The 20776-nt window shown below is 40.2% G+C and carries 12 protein-coding genes; 9 read left to right on the top strand and 3 right to left on the bottom strand.

The annotated features are described in order from the left end of the window. Positions 1-187 precede the first annotated feature (187 nt). The 4 genes from HNW13_RS06565 to HNW13_RS06550 all read left to right on the top strand — a co-directional run bounded on the left by HNW13_RS06565 (position 188) and on the right by HNW13_RS06550 (position 9423). Positions 188-1789, top strand: coding sequence for an ABC-F family ATPase (locus tag HNW13_RS06565; RefSeq protein ID WP_101087233.1), 1602 nt, complete (start codon positions 188-190; stop codon positions 1787-1789). Between the two features lie 291 nt (positions 1790-2080). Beyond that, the gene (locus HNW13_RS06560; RefSeq protein WP_192114966.1) at positions 2081-4321 is read left to right on the top strand and encodes a peptidase U32 family protein; all 2241 of its coding nucleotides are present in this window, start codon (positions 2081-2083) and stop codon (positions 4319-4321) included. Between the two features lie 649 nt (positions 4322-4970). Next, complete coding sequence (locus tag HNW13_RS06555; protein ID WP_192114967.1) at positions 4971-7955, top strand: TonB-dependent receptor; 2985 nt, start codon at positions 4971-4973, stop codon at positions 7953-7955. 589 nt (positions 7956-8544) lie between these two features. Beyond that, positions 8545-9423 carry an NAD(P)-dependent oxidoreductase gene (locus HNW13_RS06550; RefSeq protein ID WP_192114968.1) on the top strand — a complete coding sequence of 293 codons (879 nt, stop codon included), beginning with the start codon at positions 8545-8547 and terminating at the stop codon, positions 9421-9423. Positions 9424-10135: 712 nt separating this feature from the next. On the opposite strand, the gene HNW13_RS06545 is transcribed toward HNW13_RS06550, so the two are convergent. Continuing rightward, the gene (locus HNW13_RS06545; protein WP_192114969.1) at positions 10136-12886 is read right to left on the bottom strand and encodes a PAS domain-containing protein; all 2751 of its coding nucleotides are present in this window, start codon (positions 12884-12886) and stop codon (positions 10136-10138) included. A 3-nt stretch (positions 12887-12889) separates the two neighbouring features. Further along, on the bottom strand, positions 12890-13297 hold the full coding sequence (locus HNW13_RS06540) for a response regulator (protein WP_192114970.1): 408 nt from the start codon (positions 13295-13297) through the stop codon (positions 12890-12892). Between the two features lie 219 nt (positions 13298-13516). Here HNW13_RS06540 and HNW13_RS06535 point away from each other — a divergent pair, with 219 nt between their 5' ends. Together HNW13_RS06535 and HNW13_RS06530 are read left to right on the top strand one after the other, a co-directional pair. Next, positions 13517-14197 carry an Hpt domain-containing protein gene (locus tag HNW13_RS06535; RefSeq protein ID WP_192114971.1) on the top strand — a complete coding sequence of 227 codons (681 nt, stop codon included), beginning with the start codon at positions 13517-13519 and terminating at the stop codon, positions 14195-14197. 228 nt (positions 14198-14425) lie between these two features. Further along, positions 14426-14779, top strand: coding sequence for a YkgJ family cysteine cluster protein (locus HNW13_RS06530; protein ID WP_101031310.1), 354 nt, complete (start codon positions 14426-14428; stop codon positions 14777-14779). Between the two features lie 195 nt (positions 14780-14974). Here the strand turns inward: HNW13_RS06530 and HNW13_RS06525 are convergent, their stop codons facing one another. Further along, entirely contained in the window at positions 14975-15979 is a 1005-nt protein-coding gene (locus HNW13_RS06525) for a DUF4382 domain-containing protein (RefSeq protein WP_192114972.1), read from the bottom strand. A 372-nt stretch (positions 15980-16351) separates the two neighbouring features. On the opposite strand from HNW13_RS06525, the gene HNW13_RS06520 reads away from it, so the two are divergent. From HNW13_RS06520 to HNW13_RS06510, 3 genes are all read left to right on the top strand, one after another. Then, positions 16352-16942, top strand: coding sequence for a hypothetical protein (locus HNW13_RS06520; RefSeq protein WP_192114973.1), 591 nt, complete (start codon positions 16352-16354; stop codon positions 16940-16942). 80 nt (positions 16943-17022) lie between these two features. Continuing rightward, entirely contained in the window at positions 17023-17610 is a 588-nt protein-coding gene (locus HNW13_RS06515) for a class I SAM-dependent methyltransferase (RefSeq protein WP_192114974.1), read from the top strand. Positions 17611-17620: 10 nt separating this feature from the next. Continuing rightward, entirely contained in the window at positions 17621-20509 is a 2889-nt protein-coding gene (locus HNW13_RS06510; RefSeq protein ID WP_192114975.1) for a DEAD/DEAH box helicase family protein, read from the top strand. Positions 20510-20776 lie beyond the last annotated feature (267 nt).

The raw sequence follows: 20776 nt of genomic DNA, 5'->3' as shown, positions 1-20776 counted from the left end.
GCTTTCCTAGCCCAGCGTTAACGCCATTGTCTGCTATATAAGCAGATTATAAATCGACAACTTAGCACTAACCTGTATAATCCGCGGCCTATTTACTTACATATACTCATGTCTGTCTTATTCACACGTGGCTGTTGTCTTGCCTATTGTTGATAAATATTCAGTAGTACACAGTTGGAACATTGCTTTGATTTCTACCGCTAATATCACCATGCAGTTTGGCCCTGAGCCATTATTTGAAAACATATCGGCTCAATTTGGTCACGGTAACCGTTACGGTTTAATCGGCGCAAATGGCTGTGGTAAATCCACGTTCATGAAAATTTTGAGTGGTGCTTTGGCTCCAACATCAGGAAACGTGTCGATTACACCAGGCTTTAAAGTCGGTACGCTTAGTCAAGATCAATTCGCGTTTGAACAATATAGTGTTGTCGACGCAGTGATCATGGGTGATGTCGGACTGTGGAAAGTCAAACAAGAACGCGACAGCATTTACGCCAAAGCTGAAATGACCGATGAAGACGGCATGCGAGTAGGCGACCTAGAAAGTCAGTTCGCGGAAATGGACGGCTACACAGCTGAAAGTCGTGCGGGTGAAATTCTGCTAGAAGCCGGTATTGAAGAGTCATTTCACTTTGGTTTAATGCAACAGGTTGCTCCAGGTTGGAAACTGCGCGTGCTATTAGCACAAGCTTTGTTCGCTAACCCAGACATTTTGTTACTCGACGAACCTACCAACAACTTGGATATTCATACCATTAGTTGGTTGGCAACAGAGCTAAACAAACGTAAATGCACCATGATCATCATTTCGCACGACAGACACTTCTTAAACTCTGTTTGTACCCACATGGCTGATATCGATTACGGCGAATTACGTGTTTACCCAGGTAATTACGAATATTTCTTAGCTCAATCAGGCTTAATTCGCGAGCAACTGTTAGCGGGCAATGCCAAGAAAAGTGCTGAAATTGACGAGCTGCAAGACTTCGTTAACCGTTTTGGTGCTAACGCATCTAAAGCAAAACAAGCTAGCTCACGCGCTAAAAAGATGGACAAAATTAAGTTAGATGATGTTAAGTCATCTAGCCGTATTACCCCATCAATTCGTTTTGCAGAAAGCAAAAAGCTGCATCGCCAAGCTCTCGTGCTTGAAGAATTGTCTCACGGATTCGACGAAGTGTTATTCGAACACGGCGACCTTATTCTTGAAGCGGGTTCTAAACTGGCGATTATTGGCGAAAACGGTGTGGGTAAAACTACCCTATTACGCTGCTTAGTGAATCAATTACAACACAATCACGGCCGTATTAAATGGTCTGAAAATGCTGCAATTGGTTACTGCCCACAAGACAGCACCGCAGATTTTGATAATGACATGACTTTATTTGATTGGATGTCATTATGGCGCACACCAAAGCACAATGATTTAATGGTTCGCGGCATGTTAGGTCGTCTATTATTTTCTGATGACGACGCCAACAAAAAAGTCCGCAACTGTTCAGGTGGTGAGAAAAACCGCTTGTTATTCGGTAAGTTAATGATGATGGATATTAACGTACTGGTAATGGACGAGCCAACCAACCACATGGACATGGAAGCGATTGAAGCGCTAAACCAAGCCTTGAAATTATTTGAAGGCACATTGATATTTGTCAGCCATGACCGTGAGTTTGTGTCATCTTTGGCAACACGCATTATTGATGTAAAAGGCAAAAGATTGATAAACTTCCAAGGTACATTTGATGAATACCTTGCAAGCCAAGCTGAAGCAGAAGCCAGAGGCTAACATCTTTTTTGGGCATGTATTACTCAATGTCCATTAACGGATAACATCGTTAAAGTAAGGTCTTCATGTTGCATAATGTTGCAATGACGAAGACCTTTTTTGTTTAATTCATCATAGAGATGAAAGCTAAGCAGTTAGCAAAGCAATACAAAGGGCTGTTTGAGCGACGTTTGTTATCCCGAGTTCAGGTTATTTATATTCGAAAAGCCTAATCAATAGTAATCCGTTGCAGATACACGTAAAATCGACCTGTAAAATTAATAACCAACGACATAAAATAGCGAAAATATCATGAATAGAAAAATCGAATTATTGGCACCCGGTGGAGATGTCGATGCGATCAAAGCTGCGATTATAGCCGGTGCAAATGCCGTTTATTGTGGCCTAGATACCTTCAACGCCCGTAACCGAGCGGCCAACCTGTCATTCGATGACTTAATTGGTGTTATCGCGCTTGCTCACCAATATCAGTGTGAAGTGTTTCTCACCATGAACATCGTTATTTTAGAAAACGAAGTTCCGACATTGGTTAAATTGCTCAATCAGTTAGTGAATACGGGTATCGACGGCATTATTGTCCAGGATTTAGGCCTGTTTAATCTAGTGACTAAACATTTTCCAAGCCTAGCAATTCACGCTTCTACCCAGCTGACAACTCATAACGAAGGTCAAATTGGCTTCTTAGCCAAAATCGGTGCCACTCGTGTCAATTTATCTCGCGAGCTAAACCTTGGCGAAATTAAAAGCCTTACCACCCTCGCCCACGATCACGAAGTGCTTACCGAAGTTTTTGTTCACGGCGCATTATGTATTGCCTTCTCGGGTCAATGTTATTCAAGCTCAGTGAGTGTTGGTAATTCTGGCAACCGTGGCCGCTGCAGCCAGGCATGTCGTGATGAATACGAAGTCACAGCAGCCGGTAACAAGTTTCCGCTTAACTTAAAAGACAACTCAGCTTACTTTGATTTACCAGAATTAGTTGATGCAGGTGTCGACTCGCTCAAAATTGAAGGCCGCATTAAAGGTGCACAATATGTCCATACCGTGGTGGACAGCTGGCGCAAACAGATCGACAAATTTATCGAAACAGGCAAGCTATTAGCCGATGACTCGAACTTACATAAAGTGTTCAACCGTGATTTTACCAACTCGTTTTTAAAGGGTAACCTCACCAAAGACATGTTTATCGATAATCCACGCGATAACAGCTTTAAACATGCTAACGACAAAAGTAACGCGATATCAGTGGTTCAAATTCAAGAAGCCCAACAAACACTGTCGTCAGAAAAAGACGCCATTGTGCAATTGGTAGCCGAAAAAATTAATCACCTGAGCATTGCCAAGCCTACGCTAGCACTGGCATTTTCTGGTCAAGTCAATCAACCATTGTCGGTCACTGTGACCACGCCAGATCAACACTTTGTGATTGAATCATCTATCTCTCTAACCCAAGCAACAGAATCACGGGTTGATGAAGCCGCAATTGAAAAACGCTTTAAAAGCTTAAAAGGCAGTGGTTACTTGTTACAAGCGTTTAATTATGACGGCTTGCAGGCTGATTTAAGCTTACCGTTTAGCCAGTTAACTCAGCTTAAAAACCAACTGTTATTACAGCTAACACAAAGAGAATACATAGGCGCAGTAACCTTACCCAAGTTACCTAAACATCCTAAAGTGACCGACACACCGACATTGTCTTTGCTTATTAGTGATGAAAAAGACGTCAACTTGTGTGATGTTACCGATGCCGATATTTACTTTAAGCTGCCAGAAAGCTTTAAGAAAAACGACAACAAGTATATTGATATCTTTTTACGTAACCCAAGGTTAATTCCGTGGTTTCCGGCTGTGCTTATCGGCAAAGATTACATCGAAGCGGTAAGAGTGTTAGAAGTAGTAAAGCCTAAGCGTATTGTCACAAATAACACTGGCGTTGCGTTTAAAGCCTATGAAATGGACATCGAGTGGATTGCGGGGCCGTTTTTAAACACCACTAACTCTTATGCCTTGTTAACATTACAAGAGCAATTGAATTGTGCTGGTGCGTTTATTTCGAACGAGATCAATCGTAACCAAATTAAAAACATCGCCAGACCAGAAAACTTCAAACTGCTTTACAGCATCTATCACCCTATTTTGATGATGACCAGCAGACAATGCTTTTTCCAACAAACAGTAGGCTGTAATAAGCCCAGCATTGAAGACGGTTGCATGCTCAAGTGTGAAAAAGCCACTACCATCACTAATGTGAAAGGTATTTCGTTTGCAGTAGACAAACAAAAAGGCGGTTACCCGAGCATCTATAACCACGAGCAGTTTTTAAACATCGAAGCCGTTGAAGATCTATCACACTTATTTGATGAGTTCTTTATCGACCTCACCAACATAGGATCTGGCTCAAAAGCAGAAATAGATAAAACTCAGCTGGTTGCCCACTTCGAAAACGTCCTTAAAGGCGTCACCGAATCTAAAGTAGAACTAAATCAACTTGTGACCATTTCTACTAACGCCCAGTATCAGCAAGGTTTGTAATAAAATTTGTTAATGACTCAATCAATAGAATATGTAAATGGTTAACTCAATAACCTCAACTCGGGATAGAGATGAGAATATAGTTACTCTGTATTGATTATCCATCATAGAAACAACAAGGGTCGCATTAGTGCGACCCTTGTTGTTTCTGAAGTGATCCACGGTTAATTCCGACTGTAACACTTTTTATCGACATTAATTTCAAGCTAACATATTGGCAAGCTATCTCGCGAAAACCTCTAGCAACCTTCTAAAAGTGGCTACTTTGATGTGTTAACCACAGCAACGACAACAACTACCGACCACTTGTAATACCAATATACAAACCTACCTTACCAATATTCATCTCTAAATCTGACTCTGTAAAACCAGTATTCATCGTATATAAGCCTTATATCGACCGCATCAAGTGAAGAATCTCTGTTTTAAACGCGATAGTCACAAGCCAGAGTATGACTGCATTGTAGAATAATGACTGACAAGTAACTCTCATCAACATAAAGATTAGTAAGATTAATTTTGGTAAGACAAATAAAATAATTTGGTAATGAACAATTGCAATTGTTGGTAACGTGTTATATAAATGTATCTGTTGATTAAAACAACAACATTGGTAATACCAAATCAAACAATTTCTTTGGGGGGAATTATGAAGTTGAATAAAATAAGCGCCATGTTCAGTGGCGCAAAAAACAAAGCCAACAATATAACCATTTTTGGCGCGACTTTAACAGCCATGTTAACGATGCCAGCATTTGCAGCAGAACCTGTAGCACAAACTGAAGCGGAAAAAGTTAATACAAGTGAAATTGAAGTTATAGCCGTTCGAGGTATATTTGGCAGTTTAAAAGCCGCTAACTTACTTAAACGTACTGACGAACGTATTGTCGATGTTATCGTTGCCGAAGATATTGGTAAATTACCTGACAACAACATTGCCGAAGCATTGCAACGCATAACAGGTGTTTCTATTGAATCTGATTTTGGTGTCGGTGAATCTGTCACTATCCGTGGTGTATCAGAAAACCTTATTCTGCTCAATGGCCGCTCAACAGCAGGCCCAGGACGTGGCTGTATTAGTTTAGATGACTTCCCTGCTAGTTTCTTAAAAACAGTTGAAGTGATTAAGTCTCCAACGCCTGAAATGATTGAAGGTGCTTTAGGTGGCACAGTTAACATGCAGACAGTACGCCCATTAGAACTTAGTGAGCCGCTAATTGCGATTACCCTCGACGGTGAATACGCAGACAAAACTGAAAATGTTGCACCTAATTTTACCGCCGCAGTCGGTAATAGCTGGGATTTAGGTGATGCCGGTACCTTCGGTGCTGCAGCTAACGTATCGTACCAAGACCGTGAATTACGTCGTGACGAGTATTTTAACAAGGTTGATTTACAAGACGATATCGATTTAGACGGTGATGGCACTGTTGATGTATCTGGTGGCCCTAACGGAAAATACCTTCGTAGAACAGAAAGTACAGTAGAGCAAAAAACAGAACAACGTGAACGTACAGCATTTGGTTTATCACTACAGTGGGCGCCAACCAGCGAAGAGCTTAATTTCTACGTTGACATGAACTCGACAAAACTGGATGGCGGCCAAGCGGCTTATTCAATTCTCGATGTTGGTGGTACCGTGGTGCCAAGAAGTGATTCCTACTACGATGGTAATGGACAACTGCAAAATTACGACCTAAGTGGCGTATTGGTTATTCCTAAAACCTGGAGTGACTTTACAACATCAGAAACAACTTCTCATGCTATTGGTGGTGAGTGGAATATTACTGATAACATCGAAATCTCGGGTGAATATTCAATCTCGAAATCAGAAGAACGTCAAACAGCTTCTGAATTTAACTTACGTCCAATTGAACGCACAGACCCTACCCTTGATTTAGTCACACATACCAGCACAGCAAGCATGACTAATGGTAGTGGCATTCCATCTTATGTCTTTGAAGACACAGGTATGTTAACTAATCCAGACAACTTGGTATTCCGTGAGTTTTACCACAAAACATTAGACACAGATAACGAAGAACAAGCATTACGCTTTGACTTTAAAATCCATGATGTAGGTGTAGATTTTATCTCTGCAATAAAAACGGGCGTTCGTTTTACCGATAGAGATTACAGTTCAAATCGCTTTGACTTAGCACCTAACGGAACCACGCTTAAAGATGCTTATAAAAAAGCTAAAAACGCAGACGGTTTATACAGCCCAACCTGGATTGATAACCCAATTATCAGCGATAGCTTTAAAACAATAAACGCCAGTAACTCGTTCGACCAAACCGGTATTGCGGGTCAAAACGACTTATTAACATACAACGTGTATGACGCTGAAAAGCTGCAAGATGCTCAAGCAACCTATTTGTTAGCTCAGCAAATGCTAGCAGGTACCACTTATGCAATGAACGGTACTTTAGCTGACAACATGGTTGAAGACACTGGCGCCTATAAGTTCATCAACGAAAAGACTCGTGCTATCTATGCACAGTTTCATTTAGATTTTGATGACATTACTGCAGTGGTTGGTGGGCGTTATATTCAAACAGAATTAGAATCAAGCATTGTCGATTCTGTAGACAGTAACGGTAACAAAATCCTCAATACTGGTAGTAACGATTATTCAGACTTTTTACCTAGCTTGAATGTTACCTACACTTTATCAGAAGAAACCTTAATGCGTTTTGCGGCTGCTAAAGTGATGCGCCGTGCTGATTTTGATGAATTAAGTCCTGCATTATCAATCGATAACTCTTTAGTTACCGGTACTCAAGGTTCGTACCAGTTAGAACCGTATCGTGTTACTCAATATGACCTTTCTGTAGAGCATTACTTCGGCGACGGTGGTTTACTTTCTGCAGCAATTTTCTATAAAGACGTTAACTCGTTCACGCAAACCGACAGCAGCTGTTTAGCTGACTCAAGCACGATAAGCGGACAAAATACCACGCAGTGGAATAATATTTGTTTACTTAACACTGCGGGTCAAAGCCAAGGTGACATTGTTAATGCGACTCAAGACCAAGGTTTAGCATATGTTGATGCTCAAAAAGCCGCAGGTCAAACAGGTATCGTCATCGACACTGATGTGAATGGTGGTAGCGGTGAAGTCAGAGGTTTGGAGTTAGGTTACCAGCAACAGTTCAGCTTTTTACCCGGCATTTGGGCAGGTTTAGGTGTTAACGCAAACTATACCTATGCAGATAGTGAGCAACCCGATGGCAATCCATTACTGAATATTTCTAAGCACACCGCTAACACTCAAGTTTACTGGGAAGGTGAAGAAGTTCAGTTACGTTTAGCCTACAACTGGCGTGACCGTTATTTAGACGACCAAAGCACCAAGCGTGTACAAACTGTTGGCGCTTTAGGTTATAACGTTTTCAACCAGAATGACCCTTCTGCTGACAACTACGACCCTACCGTGGGTAACAGCTACCGAGAAGATAGAGGCCAACTTGATTTTTCAGTTAGCTGGGATATCAACGAAAACTTCACTGTTGTAGCCAATGCGGTAAACCTAACGGGTGAACCAATTGTTTATACTACTGAGCTAGATTCTATCTGGGCTTACAGTGAAGCAGACCGTCGCTACACTCTTGGTGTTCGAGCTAAGTTTTAATCAACTGATGTCTTAAAGTAGAGCCTATCAAATTGATAGGCTCTACTATTAACGACAACAATATTATTGACCGTCACTACAAACGATATTAGAGCGTTAAATGGCTCTGACACTAGCAGCGGCGTTACGTATGTGCAGGGTCATATAAACGATTTATTAGTTGATAAAAATGTCGAATTACAAACAGCGATACCTTGCTACCACACCATCATTAATTCTAGTTTTAGTTAACAACCAACAACCCATCCTTACCAATCATATTTTTGGTATAACATTGGCAAGATAATTGGTTGACAAAAATCTTGGTATTACTTACAATTTTGTAATACCACTTGATAACCAATTCAAGCAAGAGTAAGCATCATTGTTACCGATATTTTCAGTCCGGCAATATTAAATGATAAATAATGAGTCGTTTTTGAAGAGTAAACAGGAATACACCATTTGAAAGGGCACTAACCTACTCAATTGGCTTATAGCAATCCTGAACTCAAGATGACTCTTTATACAAATTACATAGCGCATCGGCACATTCGGTGAGCTGAATAAAATTGAAATACGCATTTACCAATATATTTAGGAGTTAGACATGACAAAACCAGTCATCGGTTTTATCGGCCTTGGCCTTATGGGCGGCAACATGGTTGAGAACTTACAAAACAGAGGTTACCAGCTAAATGTAATGGACCTTAATAAAGAAGCGGTTGCTACATGTGTTGCTCGCGGTGCAAAAACCGTAACGACAGCAAAAGAACTTGCTGCATCTAGCGACATCGTTATGCTGTGCTTAACCACATCTGCCGTAGTTGAAAAACTGGTTTATGGTGACGATGGTATTCTCGCGGGCATTAAAGAAGGTTCTGTACTAGTTGATTTTGGTACATCAAGTCCTTCATCTACGCGTAAAATTGGTGCAGACCTTGCGGCAAAAGGCGCAGGTATGATTGATGCCCCACTCGGCCGTACTCCTGCTCACGCTAAAGACGGTTTACTAAACATCATGGCAGCTGGCGATCTTGAGACCTTTAATAAGGTTAAACCAGTATTAGACGAGCAAGGCGAAAACGTATTCCATTTAGGTGCATTAGGCGCAGGTCACACGACTAAGCTAATCAACAACTTTATGGGTATGACTACCGTTTGTGCTATGTCTCAAGCCTTTGCTGTTGCAGATCTTGCTGGTGTTGACCGTGCGCAACTGTTCGACATCATGTCAGCGGGTCCATCTAACTCACCGTTCATGAAATTCTGTAAAAACTATGCAGTAGACGGTGTAAGCGATTTAGGCTTCTCTATTGCTAACGCTAACAAAGATCTTGGCTACTTCTTAAAAATGGTAGAAGACTTAGGCACAGAATCTAAAATTGCTGAAGGTTCATCTGCTAATCTACAAGCTGCATTTGACGCGGGTTTAGGTAACGGCAATGTACCTGAGATATTTGACTACTTTGTAAAACTAGCCAAGTAATTCATAAAGCTGAGTGAATAAAACCTTTTCATCTGTGACGATTGCAGATGAAAAGGTCTATATCAAAACTAAAGCCAAAACTAAAGCCAGCTTAAACTAAAGCCAAAACTAAAAATATCATTAAGACTCTACATTACCCTTCGCTACACAACCTTTCACTGCAGCACTTTTAACCACACCACTTTTAACTTCACCACTCTTCACTACACTTCTGTTCATTAAAAAAGTCACTCTGTATAAAGTCATTCGGTATAAGTGTTATTACCGCTGCCAATACCGCTACGACTACTGCTGCCAATACCCGCTACGATTACCGCTAACGTCTACAGTATCGATTCAATACTCATCAACGCTTCGACTTTATGTTCCGCGTAACACCAATGCATGCTGGTTCAACATAATATAATCGCAGACTTCAATATCCATGACTGCATGAAAACACCAACTGATTTGCCGGACGATTACAGCCATCACTTCTTCTGTATTGATATTATTTAACAATGGATCAGGACCATTGGCTCTCTCGAGTCATGCATGTCGACAACGGCTGTTTCAAATCACACTCAGATTAAGTCACACTCAGATTAAGTCACCATTTTATTATCACTAGTGGTCAATACTAGCTGGTTGCTTTGAATAAAATGTTGTCGAAATATGTTGCCAAATCCACACTTATGTAGCGGTAGATTAAACTCACGATATTGTTTTTTCGTTAAACAGATAAGGGTAATCTAACAAAAAACCGAGCGCCACAGCCGGGTTCGGAGCGATAGTCAATGCTTCCGTTCATTGCTTCAACAAGCTCCTTACAAAGGGCTAAGCCTAAACCCGTGCCTCCTTTCACTTTAGAGCTGCTTGCATCTGCTTGCGAAAACTTTGCAAATATTTTGCTCTTAAAATCTTCAGGGATTCCGGCCCCTTGGTCTTGTACAGCAATTTCAATTTCATCATAAGTGACAGTCGCAGACAACATTACACTCCCCGATTCGGGAGAGAATTTAACCGCATTGGATAGAAAATTAGTCAGAATTTGTAACAGACGATGCTCATCAACATATACAAACAACTCATCTATTTGCTTATCTACATGTAACGCCAAAGTAATTTTATGCAGGTCTGCGTATGGTTGATGATCATTGATAGCTCTTTGTAAAAGTGGAACTACATTTAATCGTTTCATTTCAAACAACATTTTACCAGCAGCCAGTTTTTCAATATCTAATAAGTCATTGATCAAACGACTAAGCTGCTTGCAGTTACTGCTCGCAATCTCAACCAACTTCTCCGCTTTTGCAGGTAGTGTGACCAACTTACCAGACTGCAATAAACTTAATGCGCCATAAATTGATGTTAACGGAGTGCGAAGCTCATGACTCACGGTTGAAATGAATTCATCTTTAATTTTCTGTAATGTCATCCGCTCGGTAATATCTTGTACAGAACCTATCATTATCTTATCCGGATTCTGATCTTCGGCAACCAGCTGTCCTAATTCATGTACCCAGCGAACATCCCCATTAGGGCGGATGATTCGGTAAACTTCGTTAACAATACCTGTCGAACGAGTCTGCTGCTCATTTTTAAGCACTTTATCGATATCGTCAGGATGAACAGCATTTTTAAACAATGTAGAACTCGGCACCACATCTTCAGCGTTAAACCCAAAAATTTGATAAATAATAGGTGACCACCAAAATGTTCCATGCTCAAGCGATGCATGCCAATAACCAATTTTGGCTTGCTCACTCGCTAAATCAAGGCTTTGCTGAGTAACATTCAGCTGAAGATTGAGATCCTCAAGTTTGAGATAGTATTCTTTAGTTTGGGTAATATCATGAATATAGCCATGCCATAACGTACTACCATCTGGCATCCTTTCCGGTGTTGCTCTGCCTAATAACCATATTATCGATTTGTCATCCCGGTAAACACGATATTCCTGTTCCCATATAGTCAGTTGTTGGCTAGAGACTTCAATACTCTGAACAACTGCAGGAACATCTTCAGGATAAATTGTAGAAAATGCATTGGAAGCATCTGTAAGAACATCTTCCGGTTTAACACCATAAATATCTTCGATTCCAGAACTAGCATATGGGAATGCGCTACGTCCGTCTGGCCACACCTGATACTGATAAACCACACCCGGAAGCTGCTGTGTCAGTTTGTACAATTGGTCTTGCAGTTTTTTTTCTTTGCTAACATCCATAACAAAACCGTCAAGGTGTTGAACGACACCATTGCTGTCATATTCAGCAGCGCCGCGTTCTTCTACCCATATAACAGATCCATTTTTATGCAAAAGACGGCAATTTAATACCCAACTAGAATGACTAAGCACAGCTTTTTCGATGACTTCAAATACCAATGCCCTGTCATCAGGATGAACCATACTAACAATACTGCGCTGACCGTTATTGATAAAATCGCTGGCAGGATAGCCTGTAAGTGCATAAATATGTTCACTCATATACAGCATGGTCCAATGTTCATCATGCAGACATCGGTAAGTCATTCCCGGTATATTGGCAACCAAGGTCTTAAACTGATCTCGGCTTTGTAATAATGCTAAGTTACTATTATTTTCTTTGGTGATATCAGCATGTGTGCCATACATCATCAATGGCTTACCATCTGCGGTATAAGAAACGACTTTGCCTCGATCATGCGCCCATACAAAATGACCATCTTTGTGCTTCATTCTGCATTTAACGTCATAAAATGGAATTAAGCCATTGAGGTGATCATCTAAAGCTGCATCTGAATAATCCAGGTCATCGGGATGTATCATGGATAACCAAGTATCAATGGTAATGGGTTCTAGCTCGGCAAGCGTATAACCGATAATATCAGCCCAACGTTCGTTGCAATGGGTTTCACCCGTTTGAATATTCCACTGCCAAGTACCGATCCTCGTTCCGTCAAGCACCGACCTGTACATTTGCTCGCTTGCCACTAATTGCTCATGTGCTTGATCTTGTAATCTATCAATAATTTCTTGTTCAATACTTTTAGCAAAACCGTATGCAATATCTCGTTCTTTGTCAGTGAACTGGCGAGGTTTGCTATCAATAAAGCAAAGTGTGCCAATTTTTTCACCATTACACACTAAAGGCACACCGGCATAAAATCGGATAAACGGCGCAGAGACAACTAATGGATTGTCAGCAAACCGACTATCAAGCAGAGCATCAGCAACTTCAAAAATACCATCGCCTAAAATGGTATGGCCACAAAATGAAATATCTCTGCTTGTCGCGCATGCATCTAAACCTTGTTTCGACTTAAACCATTGGCGATTGGAGTCTACCAATGAAATAAGCACAATTTCCGTGCCTAAACAAAGTTGAGCTAAATGCGTTAAACGATCAAAACGTTCTTCTGGGCCCGTATCTAACAGCCCAGTATTATTTAGCGCGGTAAGTCTTTCTGTCTCGGAAATAGGAAATACAGGAGTTTGCATAAGTTACTCTTGATTGTGGATTTCTTGAGAGATTAAGCAAGCTTGATAAATAGATTCTAACCTATCACCTAGACTCATAGCATCGAAGGGTTTTTCAATCACAGCAACGGCACCAACATCCAAATATTCTTGTTTTTCAGACTCCTGAATCCTCGCGGTCATAAAAACAGCTGGAATGTTTAAACAATTTGGTTTTTTACGAATTTCAATCAGCGTTTGTATACCATCCATACCCGGCATCATGGCGTCTAACAATATTAAATCTGGTGCGAAAGCCTCCACTTGGCTAATGGCCTCATGTCCGCCATCACAAGCCAACAGGGTAAATCCAGATATATCAACGAGAGCCATTTCAACAATGATTCGAATCGACTCATCATCCTCTACGTGTAAAATTTTATCTAATTGCATGCCGACTCCAGTTTGATTGGCGTAAACCCCAAATATATCGAATTTTATCGACTAATATTGCATTATAATTTTTGTTGAAGCAAACTAAGCTATTGATTAACAATAAATCCTAACTTTTTATGATGATAGGACATCCATTGAAACTCAATAATACAGTAAACTGCTGTTATCTTTTCTATAGTGTACTTAGAAAGTCATCATGTTCCGAGAGTCATACATATGAAATCTACTAAAATTACTGCTCAGCAGCAGCCCTTTGATGAAATGAATAAACATGACATTAATAATTTTAGATCAGAATCTGATAATAGGGAGCTAGAAAGTTTACTTAAGCCTTTTGGTGGTAATGAAAAGTTTTATCGGCGTTTACTAAAGGTTTTTGAAGCAAATCTGGATCAGCAACTGAATAATCTAGAACAGATGATCTTGCAAAACAACACCAATGAGATATTGGTCATTGTTCATACCCTTAAAGGGACTTCTGGGACAGCGGGCTTAACATCAATCTATCAAGCCTTATGTGCCTGGGAGATAAAACTCAAGGACACGAATAGTTCAAATGCTTTTGAGATACTTTGTGTCGAACTGGCGCCCCAGTTACGTTCAGTGACACAAGCTGAACTGTCAAAAATCCATGCTTTATTAGCAGAAAAAGAAGTTGAAACACAACGCCCAACAGTTGATTATTCAATCCCAGAGCTCACCGCGATGCTCGCAGAACTGAAACAACACCTCGAAAATAACAATCTAGAAGCGGTGAATATCATCCTAAACCTTCAAAATATGTTGGCTAATAATTTATTGGTTAAGCATGAATTAGCAGTGCTATATGATGCAGTAGAAATATTAGATTTCGACAATGCACTTGTTGCATTATCTTCATTATCCAACAAGTTGTAATAGCCATTTAGCCGTTACTTGGTGTAAAAGCAGATTTATCTTTGATGCCACTAGGCAAATATTAAACAAAAAGTGTTATTCCATTATTATACCATCCCGCACAAAGGGTCCATTGCTACTAAATAAGTGGCTACTAAATAAGTTGCGGCCAAATATATACCTTGGCAACTTTTAGTCAGCCCACTATCGACGTATAATGTCCGCGAACTCTTTAAACGTTAGGCATTAATGAAAAATAACATAGAGATAGTCGATCTGCTGCGTGAACGCATTCCGTCATTTGAATGTAAGCCAGGTTGTCACGATTGTTGTGGTCCAGTAACCACATCTTCAGAAGAAATGGCACGCCTCCCCTTTAAAACTAACGCCCAACATGAAGCCGCATTAAAAGAGTGGAACTGCGTATACTTAGGTCCAAATGGTTGCGAGGTTTATGAAGAGCGCCCATTGATATGTCGTGTTTTTGGTACAACACCACGTATGCCTTGCCCTGAGCACCGTCGACCGGAAGTGATGATTGATACAAAAACGGAGGCGCAGATCCATCACTATATCGCCAACACCCGCCAAGTACTGGTTTGACATTTAATCGGTAGTAAATACAGCAGTGATAGAACCTGCCAGAACAGATAATATTTATGTCTGGTAAGGCGGCCGAGGAATACCAGTCAATGCATTAACAAGGCATGCCAACGACACACGTACAATGATTATGCTGATATAAAGGCATTTTCGTATTCACGAAAATGCCAGCATAAGACTAAATGTTAGATGAGCTTAAAACTCACCATTCGCGACAGTACCATTTGTCACTTCAATATCTTGTAAATCAGCATGTAAAAAGAAAGGACTTTCTACATCATCAAGTGTATTTTTTACATCTGGATCATCGTACTGTGCAACACAGGTGTAACCCAGACTATAATTACCCGCTACCACAAAACCAAACTCATAGCCTTGGCCTATCACTTGATTGTTTTGATCTAAAATAGCGTTAACTCTTGCAGAAGCAATAGGCGCAGCGTCTGGAGCAACGACGGCATCAATATTAAAATCAGCCATATTTTCTAATAGCGCAGTATCTTGATATAAATAAACCGCATGGCTAAATGCACTTCCGCCAGCGGCAACTTCACATTGAGTCATCATGTCAGCAGGAATACTTCCCTCAATCGCACCAACTTCAGAAATGTTATGTAACTGCACCGACGTAGGTTTTAAAGTCCAGTAGTCTTTATTGCCATGGGGGTCTTGTAATCCACTAGACAGATCAAACTCAGCAACAAAGCTATTTGTGCCTGCTGCAATCGTAAATGCCTTATTAAAAAATAGCCGTCCAGTATCGGTATCCGTTGCACCGACTCCGCCACATGAACCATTACTGTTTGTCGTTAAACCAAATAAATTATCGTCATTGGTTATGACATATGAACTGTCCGCATTCGGGGTTTCACTTCTTTGCATATAAATACACATTTGGTATTCACCAACAGGAATACTTTGCCCACTCACAAGTGTGTCAACGGCTTGTCCTTGAAATTCAAGTAAATTAACTTGTTTCAAAGCACCATCATCTGACACATCAAACGAAATACTCCCCGAGTCATTTTTTAACACAACTTGTTTAAAAGCGATCGTCACGTCTTTGGCATCACTTGGGTTATCTGATACACCTAAACTAAATACCCCCATTTGAGGAGAGTCTGTTTTATCGTCACTCCCCCCACAAGCTACCAGTAAAGTCGATATCGAGACGGCAAGTAACGTATTAAGCTTTTTCATAATAAACCTCATTAATGGTGCATTTTTTACTGTTTGTTTTACAACTGTAAAAAGTATTGATCACTAAATAAATCATGTTCGATTTTTATACAATCAAAACTCAATAACCCTGTAAGTATTCAATTCAGCAATATGGGCTGTTTACTGAGCTCTATGACAAAGCTCAGTAAATAACAAAGCTCAGTAAACAATTAAATTATTATATTTTTTTGATAAACAAAAATTAACGGCAATTTAACACCCATTTCACTTCAAAAAATATGATATTAAACGATATTTAATCAATCTCACAACCATCCCACAGTTCCATCTAGCCAGCTTGAGCAATAAGCGCTATTGTTGTCCCAAATGAACGTACACGATGGATTTTGATTGTTTACCTATAATATCAACGGTAAAGCCAGCCGCTTTTTCACTTACGCAGATCTCATTAATTGTGGTGCAACCGCGCTCGAACATAATATTGAAAATCTGCCATTACAACCTGACACCTGGCGCGCCCTGAATTTATTGGCCACTCAAATACTGGACCCAATTGTCGACCAATTTGGCCCATTGCGTTTAACTTATGGTTTTTGTTCACCCGAACTTGTTAGAAAAATAGCTAAAAATCGTAATCCGCATATTGCCCCAAAGCTTGATCAACATTGCTCGCACGAACTCAATCAAAATCAAAAAATCATCTGCGACCGCCTAGGTGCCGCCTGTGACTTTACCCTAGTAAGCAGCAACAATGACCAACCGATTGATATGCAGCAAGTTGCATTATGGATGTGTGAAAACCTGAAATTTGATCGCCTCTACTACTACGGAAAAAACCGACCAATACACATCAGCATTGGCCCGCAAATGAATCAGTTCATACAAACAATGAAAACTAATGCCGATACAGGCCATCGCGTACCGTCTAAAAAAGGCCGTGATGAAACGGCAATCGCGGTAATACAGCAAGTTGATTATTGATTGTAATAGGTTATAAAATCACACTGAAGCATTCAGACTTAATCATTCATATTTAAACGATTTAAATTATAGGGTTAACCATGTCTACTATTGCGTTTTATGATCAACATTCGCATGATTTTTTCGAGTCGACTGTGAATGCTGATGTCAGCGAATTGTATCAAGCCTTTGTCGCACAACTCCCTGCTAACGCACGTGTATTAGATGCTGGTTGTGGTTCTGGTCGTGACAGTAAAGCCTTTATTCAATTGGGCTTCAATGTTACCGCCATTGATGCCAGTGCCGAATTAGCCAAAGCGGCATCTGATTATATTGGCCAACATGTCACGGTTTGTACCTTTGATGAAATAGACACATCGCTTCAGTTTGACGGCATTTGGGCTTGTGCATCTCTGCTTCATGTTGAAGCAAGCGCTCTACCCAACACCTTTGAAATTTTGGCTAACAGTTTGGTTAATGGTGGCGTATTCTATTGTTCATTTAAATATGGTGATCAAGAGCGAATTCATAACGGTCGGTTTTTTACCGATGCTAATGAGTCACTATTAGAACAGTGGATTCAACAAACAGGTTTAATGATTAAACAGACTTGGGTGACTACAGATGTGCGCTCGGGTCGTGAAAACGAAAAATGGCTCAATGCCATCCTCATAAAGACGTTAAAATAGAGATGTAAAAATGAAGCTAGCAGAAGGACCTGTATTAACCAGCGGTGGTTTGGATGACCCTTTTTTACCAAAATTAACGCAAGCCATTAACCGTGCGACTAGCATTGAAATGTCGGTGTCGTTTATTCAACGATCTGGGCTAGATTTAATTTTTGATGCTTTATCCGATGCATTAGAACGCGATGCAAGCATTTCAATAGTCACCTCCGACTATCTTTTGATTACCGACCCTGTCGCATTGCGACACTTAATGATTTTGCAATCTCGTGGTGCAAAAACCAAAATATTTACCTGTAATAGCAATCAAAGCTTTCATATGAAAAGCTATATTTTCGTCCAGCAACAAACCGGATTAGCAGATATCGGGAGCGCTTTTATTGGCTCAAATAACATCAGTAAAGCGGCATTCACACACGCATTTGAATGGTGCTTGCGCCACGACTTATTGCCGAATCAAGATCCTAAAGAGTTTAACCATATCCGCCAACAATTCTTGAATATTTTCAATCATTCGCAGGCAATCGATCTAAGTGATATCTTCATCAACGACTATGCCCAAAAACGTAAATTGTATAAACCACCTTTAGCTATTGTTCATGAAACAGAGCCAGAAGAACCAGTACCTAACTCTGCCCAAGCAGAAGCCTTAATTGCATTAGCGGATACACGTTTAGCTAAGCAATCCAAAGGACTGGTTGTATTAGCCACGGGCATGGGTAAAACATGGTTAGCTGCATTTGATGTATTGCAATTCAATGCTAAAAAAGTCCTATTTGTTGCTCATAGAGAAGAGATATTAATTCAAGCAGAACGGACTTTTAGAACCTTATTACCTCAAAGTACAACTGGCCACTTTAATGCCAAAACTAAGGCCATTGATGCGGACATTGTATTTGCATCGATTCAAACATTAGGCAAACCGGAATATCTTAATCAACTAGATCAAGCTCACTTCGACTACGTCATTGTTGATGAGTTTCATCATGCTGGCGCCGTCAGTTATCGGTTATTACTCAACCACTTTACCCCGCAATTTTTACTCGGTTTAACGGCCACGCCAGAGCGCACGGATCAAGCTGATATTCTATCGTTATGTGATAATAATTTGGTGTTTGAAAAAAACATAATCGACGGAATTGAATCGGGTATTTTGGTACCTTTTCATTACCAAGGTATTAAAGACGAAACGGTCGATTACCGAGAGTTGCCATGGCGAAATGGAAAGTTTGATCCGCAACAATTAATGAATCTATTTGCTACGCAGAAGCGCGCTAAACATGTGTTTGGTCATTGGAAAACCCACAAGCAGCAACGCACCTTAGCATTTTGCGTCTCTAAAGCTCATGCCGACTTTATGGCTCAATGGTTTTCTGCTCGAGGTATTAAAGCTGTGTCGGTGCATAGCGGCTCAGAAGTTAGGCGCGGCGAAGCACTTAGCCAATTAAACTCGGGTGAAATAGAGGTGATATTTTCAGTCGATTTGTTTAATGAAGGTACTGATTTACCCTCAATAGACACTATCTTAATCTTACGTCCGACTGAATCCAAAATTCTATTTTTACAACAGTTAGGCCGTGGATTACGCACATCTCCCGAAACCAATAAAACCTTTGTGTCTGTTATTGATTTCATCGGTAATCACATCAGCTTTTTAAATCGCCCAATGGCGTTATTGCAAGCAGCGAATGCCAATGAAGCGATTAAGCGTCTTAACAATCCTGAAATCGATTCTAAGTGCTTAATCAATATCGATCCTGAATTGGTCGACTTTTGGCAACAGCTAAAACTTGATTACACCAAAACAGATCAACAATACCAATTACTCAAAGATGATTTAGGTCACCGCCCTACTGCCACTGAGTTTTATCACAGTGGTTATGTTTGGAGTAAAATGACCAAGCAAAATGGTAGTTGGTTTGAACTGGTATTAACCCAAGAACGTGAAGACAAAACATTACTGGCGTTAACGCCCTATTTGCCATTTTTGAGTCTAGGCGTTGAAAAAGCCACAATGACGAAATGCTTTAAAGCCATTTTACTCGAAGCATTTATTGAGTTAGACGGATTAAACTATCCCCCCACAATTGAAGCGGTATGCATTAAGAGTTGGCAGGTATTTAAACGTTATCCGAAATTGTGGACTCAAGATGTTAAAACCGATTTACAGCTAATCGACGCCGATTCCCCAAAATGGCGTAAGTATTGGTTAGACAACCCAATTACGTTTTTATGCAAACAAGATAAGTCAGACACACAGTCTTGGTTTGCTGTAAAAGAAAATAGATTACATGCAAATGTTGATGTAAAAGTTGATGATATTGAAGTAATGTCTACCGCAATGAGCGAATTAAGCGAATTGTTGTTAGCGCGTTATAGCCAACGCCAATCAGCATCGACACTCACTCCAATAAGCAAAACTGTACAATCGAATGTGGTTACACTTCCAATTGAAGTGAGTCGCGATGAACAGGCATCCCTTAGTTATTACCCAGATCTAAAAATTGCCTGCGGTCATTTTAAAACGGGTACTGACGACAATAGTGAAACACTGACGTTAAACTCGACCTTTAGTAAACTCGATCCATCGATTTTTTTTGTTGCTCCAGCAAGTGGTGATTCGATGAACGGCGGTAAAAATCCAATTGAAAATGGTGATTTATTGTTACTAGAACGTATTACAGCAATTAATGCTGGTTCGATTACCGGTAAAATCATGGCGATTGAAATCCAAGATGATGCAGGCAATAACCAATATTTATTACGTAAAGTGAGTAAACTCACTAATGGTCAATATCAACTTAATGCCCATAATCCAGCTTACTCACCAATACTCGCCAATGACTCAATGCAGACCTTTGCACGCTTAAAGCAGGTATTAAATGCCTCTGATTTTGTGTAAATCATAAACATCTACCATTTAGTACTTCTCTAAAAAGCCACTCACGAGTGGCTTTTTTATGCGTTTTTTAATCGGTCTCTCTATTACGCTCTTTCTATTACGCTCTTTCCGCCAAACTGGCTTCAATTACTGTCCGCTAATACAAATTGATACACAAAATGATTACGGTTAAATTTAACACGTTGTTAATATAAATTATCAGTTTTAGCCTTTACCTCTCGCATACTTTCCACCTTATTAAACTGATAAATAATTGATTGTGCCTAG

Source organism: Shewanella sp. BF02_Schw, from assembly GCF_014596695.2.
GTDB lineage: Bacteria > Pseudomonadota > Gammaproteobacteria > Enterobacterales > Shewanellaceae > Shewanella.
This window is presented reverse-complemented; position numbering and strand designations above follow the sequence as displayed.